Annotated in this window: 5 protein-coding genes and 4 pseudogenes; 4 read left to right on the forward strand and 5 right to left on the reverse strand. The window is 57.3% G+C overall.

From position 1 onward, the window contains the following. Window positions 1–119: 119 nt before the first annotated feature. The 3 genes from EP376_RS22225 to EP376_RS22235 form a co-directional block, all read right to left on the reverse strand. Window positions 120–1,463, reverse strand: coding sequence for an extracellular solute-binding protein (locus EP376_RS22225; protein WP_164745047.1), 1,344 nt, complete (start codon window positions 1,461–1,463; stop codon window positions 120–122). Window positions 1,464–1,545: 82 nt separating this feature from the next. Then, window positions 1,546–2,547, reverse strand: a complete 1,002-nt coding sequence (locus EP376_RS22230; protein WP_127657676.1) for a LacI family DNA-binding transcriptional regulator — start codon at window positions 2,545–2,547, stop codon at window positions 1,546–1,548. Between the two features lie 218 nt (window positions 2,548–2,765). Continuing rightward, a complete protein-coding gene (locus EP376_RS22235; RefSeq protein WP_127657677.1) occupies window positions 2,766–3,353 on the reverse strand; it encodes a recombinase family protein in 588 nt (195 codons plus the stop codon). A gap of 158 nt (window positions 3,354–3,511) precedes the next feature. Between EP376_RS22235 and EP376_RS22240 the strand changes: the two are divergent. After that, window positions 3,512–4,660, forward strand: a pseudogene (locus EP376_RS22240) (DUF4158 domain-containing protein); the annotation flags it as partial. A gap of 108 nt (window positions 4,661–4,768) precedes the next feature. Here EP376_RS22240 and EP376_RS22245 read toward each other — a convergent pair. Beyond that, window positions 4,769–5,155: pseudogene (locus tag EP376_RS22245) on the reverse strand (transposase); the annotation flags it as partial. A 165-nt stretch (window positions 5,156–5,320) separates the two neighbouring features. Here EP376_RS22245 and EP376_RS22250 point away from each other — a divergent pair. Both EP376_RS22250 and EP376_RS22255 read left to right on the forward strand, forming a co-directional pair. Then, a pseudogene (locus EP376_RS22250) lies at window positions 5,321–5,527 on the forward strand (IS3 family transposase); the annotation flags it as partial. Window positions 5,528–5,741: 214 nt separating this feature from the next. Next, the gene (locus EP376_RS22255; protein ID WP_127657679.1) at window positions 5,742–6,413 is read left to right on the forward strand and encodes a response regulator transcription factor; all 672 of its coding nucleotides are present in this window, start codon (window positions 5,742–5,744) and stop codon (window positions 6,411–6,413) included. Window positions 6,414–6,491: 78 nt separating this feature from the next. On the opposite strand, the gene EP376_RS23110 is transcribed toward EP376_RS22255, so the two are convergent. Further along, window positions 6,492–6,635 (reverse strand): transposase domain-containing protein, encoded by a 144-nt coding sequence (locus EP376_RS23110; RefSeq protein WP_420837142.1) that lies wholly within the window; start codon window positions 6,633–6,635, stop codon window positions 6,492–6,494. Between the two features lie 39 nt (window positions 6,636–6,674). On the opposite strand from EP376_RS23110, the pseudogene EP376_RS22265 reads away from it, so the two are divergent. Beyond that, a pseudogene (locus EP376_RS22265) lies at window positions 6,675–7,008 on the forward strand (transposase); the annotation flags it as partial.

Genomic DNA, 7,008 nt, shown 5'->3' on the forward strand with positions numbered 1-7,008 from the left:
CCGCCGCGATGCGAGCCGGCTCCACGCGGCATGGGGTCGGCCGCGGCTCAACAGAGCCGGGGCCGTAGGTTCTCCCGGCGCATTTGACGGGCTATCAATCCCAGTCACGCGCCGCATTGTCATTCTCCGAAGGCACCTGCGCCTGGATAATCCCGCTCGATAGAGACAAAGCCGCTGCCAGCCAGTCTCCGGTTGGCAATCGCCTCGCCTTCGGCAAGCACCGAAGCGAAGTCGATGTCGCCACCCTCGGCCAGGATATCGCGGACGTAGTCGTAGCCAGCCTCCCACGCCACGGGAATTGGCCCGGGATAGACCGTGCGAGACAGTGTATCTGCGGCAATGGCCGCCGCAACGACCGGGTTCTCCTGAACCTTGGGATCATCAAGCAGGCTTCGCCGGGTCGGTACGCCACCGGTCTCCAACACGTGCTGGAGCACTAGGTCCTCCGACGCGATGACGAACTTAACGAAGTCCAGCGCGACGGCCTTCTCGTCGTCGGGGCTGGCGGCACTGACGGCGAAGCTGTTCTCGACGTTGTTGCGTCCCAGCGCCGGCGCATCTGGTGCGGCCGGGGTCAGGAACCATCCCCAATCGACTTCCGAGTTGCCATTCAACCAGCCCCCGACCCAGTTATAGGCATAACCCATTGAGATCCTGCCCTGAGCCATGCCGTCCCAGTTCGTGTCGGCGATCAATGGGGAGCATACGCCTCCGTCTCCGTAGAGATCAGCCATGAAGGCCAGGTTTTCCTGCGCGGCCAGCGTGTTCATCGCAGCGCTGACGCCATCTTCTGAGAAGTTCCAGGCCGCAGACTGGTAGTTAAGATCAGTAATCAGATCACGAAACACACCTTGGTAGCAGAACCCTGCGCGAGTCATCTGACCGTCTGCATTGCGCTGGGTCAGTCGCTCGGCTACAGTTCTAAGCTCTTCCCAGGTCGAGGGTATGTCGTTCTCGGTCAGGCCCGCCTCGGCCCAGTGCGCCTTGTTGTAGAAGACCCCGCCGTGGACGACGGACATGTTCATAAACAGCACATCTCCGTCAATCATGTTCGACCCGGCGAGGGCATAGTCGGTCGCCAGAGCCTCTGGGTCGATCGGCCAGGGCTCGAGAAGATTGGCAAGGCCGGCGGCCCAGCCGATGTGCATTCCTATGATGTCGGGCCCGTCGTCATTGCGAAGCGCGACGGGAAGTTTGTTCCAGTAGTCGCCCCAAGGCTGGTTCTGAATGTTGATGGTGACGTTGGGGTGCCGCGCCGTGTACGCGTCGACCCAGTCTTGTTGGAACGCCCAGCCATAAGGCGTCCAGTATTCAAGCGTAATTGCTTCACCGTTGTTCACGACGTCCGTATCGTAGACGATCCCCTGCGCAAGAGCGCCGGAACCCATGCCGACTACGGCGATTGATCCCAGCAGCGCAGCCCGGATAGTAGGTGTCCATCGATCCCGTTCAAATCGGTTCATCTTCCTCTCCTCCCGAAGAATGTTTGGTTTTGACAACGTTGTCATAAAGCGATTCGTACAAAATACAATCCAAATCCTGGAGTCAGGCCGAGTTTCGTTTGACCAACTGCACAGGAACGATCCAAGGGTCTTGCACCGTCCCTCGCCCGGCCCTTGCGCCGGACAGGGCCAGCTCGACAGCGGCTGCAGCCGTTTTGGCCTTGTCGATTGAAACCGTTGTAAGTGGAGGGTCAATCAACTCGCCGATGGCCAGGTTGTCGAACCCGACGATCGCAAGGTCTTCTGGCACTCGCAAACCGGTCGCGCGCGCCGCCGCAACGGCCCCCATTGCGCGCATGTCGTTGTAACAGATCAGCGCGGTCGCCTCGGGGTAGGTCTCGCGCAGGATTTCGACCGCGCGACCGCCGCAATCGGTCTCGCGCCCGTTTGTCGCGTCCGAAACAATCCGACGGTGGGTCGCGAGGCCGCGTGCCGCCATGGCCGCGATGAACCCCCGCTCGCGCCAGCGCCGCGCTTCCGGCACATTGGCGCTGACCTCAATTGCTATCTGCTCGTGGCCGAGGTCGCACAGATAGTTTACCACTTGGCCAATTCCATCGGAAATATCTGATTGCAATAGGAAAATGTTCTCATTTGACACTGCAATCGGGAGAATGTGATCCATCAGAACAAACGGACCGAACCCTTCAGCCACTTCAAACAGCTTTGCGTCACCGCCCACCTCCGGGTAAATCAATATCGCGTCCACTCCCTGCGAGATTAGCGAGGCCACGACCTCTGCTTGTTCCACGGGATTTCCCATATGGCTTGCGACAAGAACATGGTTTCCCCGAGCCCGCGCGGCCAACATGATTTCCTGAGTCATCTCGGAATAGAACATGTTGGACATGTTCGTGACGACCAAGCCGATGGATCCCGACCGTTGCTTGACGAGGCCTCGCGCCAACTGGTTCGGGCGGAATTTCAGTTGTTCGACAGCATCCTGCACAAGGCGGCGCGTCTCGTCGGCAACAACTCCTTCGTTGTTGACTACCCGCGAGACGGTCTTGATCGACACGCCTGCCAGGGCCGCGACTTCCTTCATTGTAACAGGCAATGGATATCGTCCACAATAATTTGACAACGTTGACACTAAGGTGACAACTCTGCGTGTCAACGTCCTTCGGTGCTGAGGTAGCGAACACCTCTGGCGTTCCCGAGCAGCTTGCTGACTTAGGCCCTTGATCACGGTCAGATGCAGGTAATCGTGGCCGTCGGTATCCTAGTATAGGGGTCTGATGCCGGAGAGGGCAGGATCCTACGCTAAGAGCTAATTTGGCGTTCTGTCCGTTGCAACGTCCTGTAAACGGTTGGCCTCGACACTGAGAAGAGTTCAGCGAGATCGCTGATGGAGTATTCTCCTGTCGCGTGCATGCGTGCGAGTTCTTTCTGTTGTCTATCAGATAGTTTTGGCTGTTTACCGCGGAGTTTTCCTTTGGCGCGGGCTATAGCCATCCCTTCTCGTGTCCGCATTCTGATAAGATCCGACTCGAATTCGGCGAAGGTCGCCAGGATGTTGAAGAACATCTTTCCCATCGGGTCGGCTGGATCATAGACCAAAGCACCCAAGGCGAGCTTCACGCCTTTTGCTTCGAGCTGGTCAGCAATGGTTCTGGCATCGGGAACGGAACGGGCCAGGCGGTCTAGTTTGGGGACAACGAGTGTATCCCCATCGCGAACGGCGGCAAGCGCCTCGTCCAAACCCGGGCGGGCACGATTGGTGCCGGTCAATCCGTGGTCATTGTAGATAAGGTCTTCGGCAACCCCAAGATCGATCAAGGCCTGACGCTGCGCTTTCAGATCCTGTTTATCGGTGGAACAGCGGGCGTAGCCTATCTTGGTCGCGGTCATGGCCTGAGTGTACGAATACGGGGCCTCTTATGCAAAACTATTCGTACCAGTTATATGAGACAGTCTTACGGTAGACATCGTTGGCCGTGTGATCTCGCTCGCAACCGTCCGCTGATCGATCCCCTTCCGGACACCTCTCTTGCCAAGGAAGTAACATGATGCCCCGTCGGAAAATCCTTACTGGTCGCCAACGCGCGGCCCTTTTTGACCTGCCAACCGACGAAGCTCTATTGTTGCATCACTACACCTTGGCTGATGACGATCTGGAGATCATTCGGTCGCGCCGGCGCCCTCACAATCGTTTCGGCTTCGCGCTACAGCTTTGCGCGCTACGATATCCAGGTCGGTTGCTCGCGCCAGGTGAAGTCATCCCGCTGGAAATCACACGTTTTCTGGCGGCCTAGCTTGGACTGAGGCCTGAGGATCTGGCCGAATATGCGAGCCGCGAAGAAACCCGGCATGAACACCTGGCAATCCTGCGCGAGCTTTATGCTTACAAGATGTTCGCGGGACGGGGATCGCGCGACTTGAAGGTTTGGCTGGAGAAGAAAGCTGAGAAAGCGCGGTCGAACGAAGACCTGGCGCGGCGGTTTGTCGATCGCTGCCGTTCGACGCAAACCAACTTGCCCGGGATTACCGTGATTGAGCGCCTTTGCGCAGACGCCCTTGTCGCGGCAGAGCGACGGATTGATGCGCGGATTGTAAATCGGCTGGAACCTGAAATGCGCAAGTGCCTTGATGCCTTGCTGACCGAGAGTGCAGATGGCAGCGTCACGCGTTTTGTCTGGTTGCGGCAGTTTGAGATGGGGCGGAACTCAGCCGACATGAATCGTCTGCTCGACCGATTGTATGCACTGCAGGATATCGCACTCGACAATTCTCTGCTGTCCGATATTCCCCCGCATCGCGTTGCTGGCCTTCGCCGTCAGGGCGAGCGTTACTTTGCCGGGGACATGAGGGATATCTCGGGTAATCGGCGCCTCGCAATTCTCGCAGTATGCGTTTTGGAATGGCGAAGTGCGGTTGCCGATGCAGTGGTCGAGACTCACGACCGGATCGTAGGCAAAACGTGGCGTGAGGCCAAATCACGAAACGACACCTGCGTAGCCGAAGCCAAATCGACTCTGAAGGACACCCTGAAAGCCTTCTCGTCCCTCGGATCGGCATTGCTCGAAGCGCACGAAGACAAAGCTCCACTGGAAGAGGCCATTCAAAATACCGGGGGTTGGTCCTCGCTCAGGGACCTTGTTGCAACCGCGGCGCAACTCACCGACACGTTGGCCGCCGATCCGCTGGCGCATGTTGTACAGTGAGCTACTCCCCGATCCTTGGACAGTATCTGGCGTGATCTAAGCTGCTCTCTGCTCCTGCTGATCGGTTTGGGTTTTGTCTTTTCTCAGCCAATTGACCACCGCTGGGGGTTCTCCACCAAGAGCGGCTTTCAGACGTTCTCGGTTGAAGAACTCGATCCACTTTCCGACGCCGGCTTTCGCCTCTGTTCCGGTCCCCAAAGCGTGCATGTAGACGCATTCGTATTTCAGGGTGCGCCACAGCCTCTCGATGAAGATGTTGTCGAGGTCCCGGCCTTTCCCATCCATCGATATTCGCACGCCTGAGCGGCGGAGCGGGTCCGTCCAGGCGAAGGTCGTGAACTGGGATCCCTGATCCGTATTCATGATCTCAGGCGGGCCGAACTTGTGGATGGCCTCGTTCAGCGCCTCGACACAGAAGTCGGCCTCCAGCGTGTTCGAGATCCGCCAGGACAGAACCGTGCGGGTGTGCCAGTCCATGAAGTGCGCGAGCGTGCCGTTCGCCTGGTTCTGGACAATCAACGGCGGCATGAAAGCCGCTGGTCGGCGTTCCTGTGGACCTCCTCGACGATCGGCTGCGCACCCCGGACGCTGCACGAATGGGTCAAGAAGGCCGAGGTGGATCGCGGCGAGCGAACCGGCATCGCGACCGAGAAGGCGGAGACGATCAACGGGCTGTTCAAGGCTGAGGTCATTCATCACCGTGGGCCATGGCGCGGCTTCGACGCCGTGGAATACGCCTCACTCGAATGGGTCGACTGGTTCAACAAACGCGGCGCGCTTGAACCCGTCATGACCATAACGCCGGCAGAGGCGGAGGCAAGCTCCCACGCAGCTCTGGAAACATCATATACGGCCGCGTAGCCTAAACAAATCAGTCTCCGGCAAACCCGGCGCGGCTCAGTGGCGCAAAAAACTTAAGAGTAATGAATCTCCCTCATGAGCATCAACCATCTTCTAGAGACTGGTTCATAAGACGCTATGCGCTATCTCTGGTTCTCTTCAATATCAAGAGGTTCATGACGGACTTCTTGTTCAGAGGTCAGTGCGGCACCGGCAAACGACAAAAGGCAAAGAAATGAACAAGTTACAGGAGAATAGGGAAGGGAGCCCTCGAGACGAGCAGTTGTCTAAGGTCAGGGTGCTTATCGCTGATGATCATGCATTGGTCGTTGAAGCGGTTGGGCGCGCTCTCGAAGCTTCAGGAAATTTTGAGTATTGCACGGTGAGCTCGATGGGAGAGGCAGTCAAAGCTTTGATTGACGGACCAGCCTATGATATCGCTCTTGTCGACGTTAGGATGCCTGGCGTCACCGGCTTGGATTCTTTCAAGCGAATAATTGAGCGGGCACCTAATACTATGTTCTTGCTCTTTTCGGGCGAGGTTGACCCTCGTTTTGTCAAGGAGGCAATGAAGGTTGGTGTCCGAGGCCTGATTCCGAAGTCGATGCGACTGAAGTCCTTGGCGAGTGCCATCCATTTGGTTTTGTCGGGAGAGACCTATCTCCCGTCGGAGCTTAAACTAGCGACAGGAGAGCGCATTGCATTACAGTCTGACAGTGAGCTTTCGGAGATCGAAATGAAGATATTACGCCTTGCCGCACAAGGATACATGAACAAGGAAATCGGAGAGCAACTCATTCTAACGGAAGTTGCAGTGAAAATGCATATGCGGTCGATATGCAAGAAGCTGAACGCGAAGAATCGAACTCATGCCGCCATGATGGCCCGAGATCTCGGCTTCGCCTGACCACGGTTGTTACTGCATCCCGACTTTATCCTGAGACATATCCGTCAGCCTTGATGTAGTTCCAGCGTAAGCGTCTGGTCAGGCCGCCTTATTCGACCAATGCCAAGGCAGGAGATCATCTACGCGGGTGAACTTGTAGTCGGGGATGCAGGCCAGCGTATCGGCGAGCCATCTCTGCGGGTCCACAACATTCAGTGGAGTAGCCCCCTGAAAGTGGTCCACCAACTGGGATAGATTATCCCTCAAATTGGAGGATCAGCGATGGCTGGGAAACGAGAGAAGCCGGAAGAGATTGTCTCGAAGCTTCGGCAGGTTGAAGTTCTGCAGGGGCAAGGTGCGACGATCGCCGAGGCGGTTCGCCAGATCGGCGTGACGCAGCAGACGTTCTATCGATGGCGTAAGCTATATGGCGGGATGGGGCGATCTCAGCTTGCGCGGTTGAAAGAGCTGGAAAAAGAAAACCAGCGTCTGCGGCGAGCGGTGTCCGATCTCACGCTGGACAAGCTCATTCTGACGGAAGCAGCAAAGGGAAACTTCTGAGCCCTTCGCGCCGCCGGAAATGCATCGACCATGTTCGGCAGGAGCTTGGCGTGTC

It is taken from the genome of Alexandriicola marinus (genome assembly GCF_004000435.1).
Taxonomy (GTDB): Bacteria; Pseudomonadota; Alphaproteobacteria; order Rhodobacterales; family Rhodobacteraceae; genus Alexandriicola; species Alexandriicola marinus.

Excerpts from the sequence above, each read along its gene's own strand:
- EP376_RS22235 (WP_127657677.1), bottom strand. The coding sequence starts at position 3,353 with ATGACCGCGACCAAGATAGGCTACGCCCGCTGTTCCACCGATAAACAG.
- EP376_RS22230 (WP_127657676.1), bottom strand. The coding sequence starts at position 2,547 with ATGAAGGAAGTCGCGGCCCTGGCAGGCGTGTCGATCAAGACCGTCTCG.
- EP376_RS22225 (WP_164745047.1), bottom strand. The coding sequence starts at position 1,463 with ATGAACCGATTTGAACGGGATCGATGGACACCTACTATCCGGGCTGCG.
- EP376_RS22255 (WP_127657679.1), top strand. The coding sequence starts at position 5,742 with ATGAACAAGTTACAGGAGAATAGGGAAGGGAGCCCTCGAGACGAGCAG.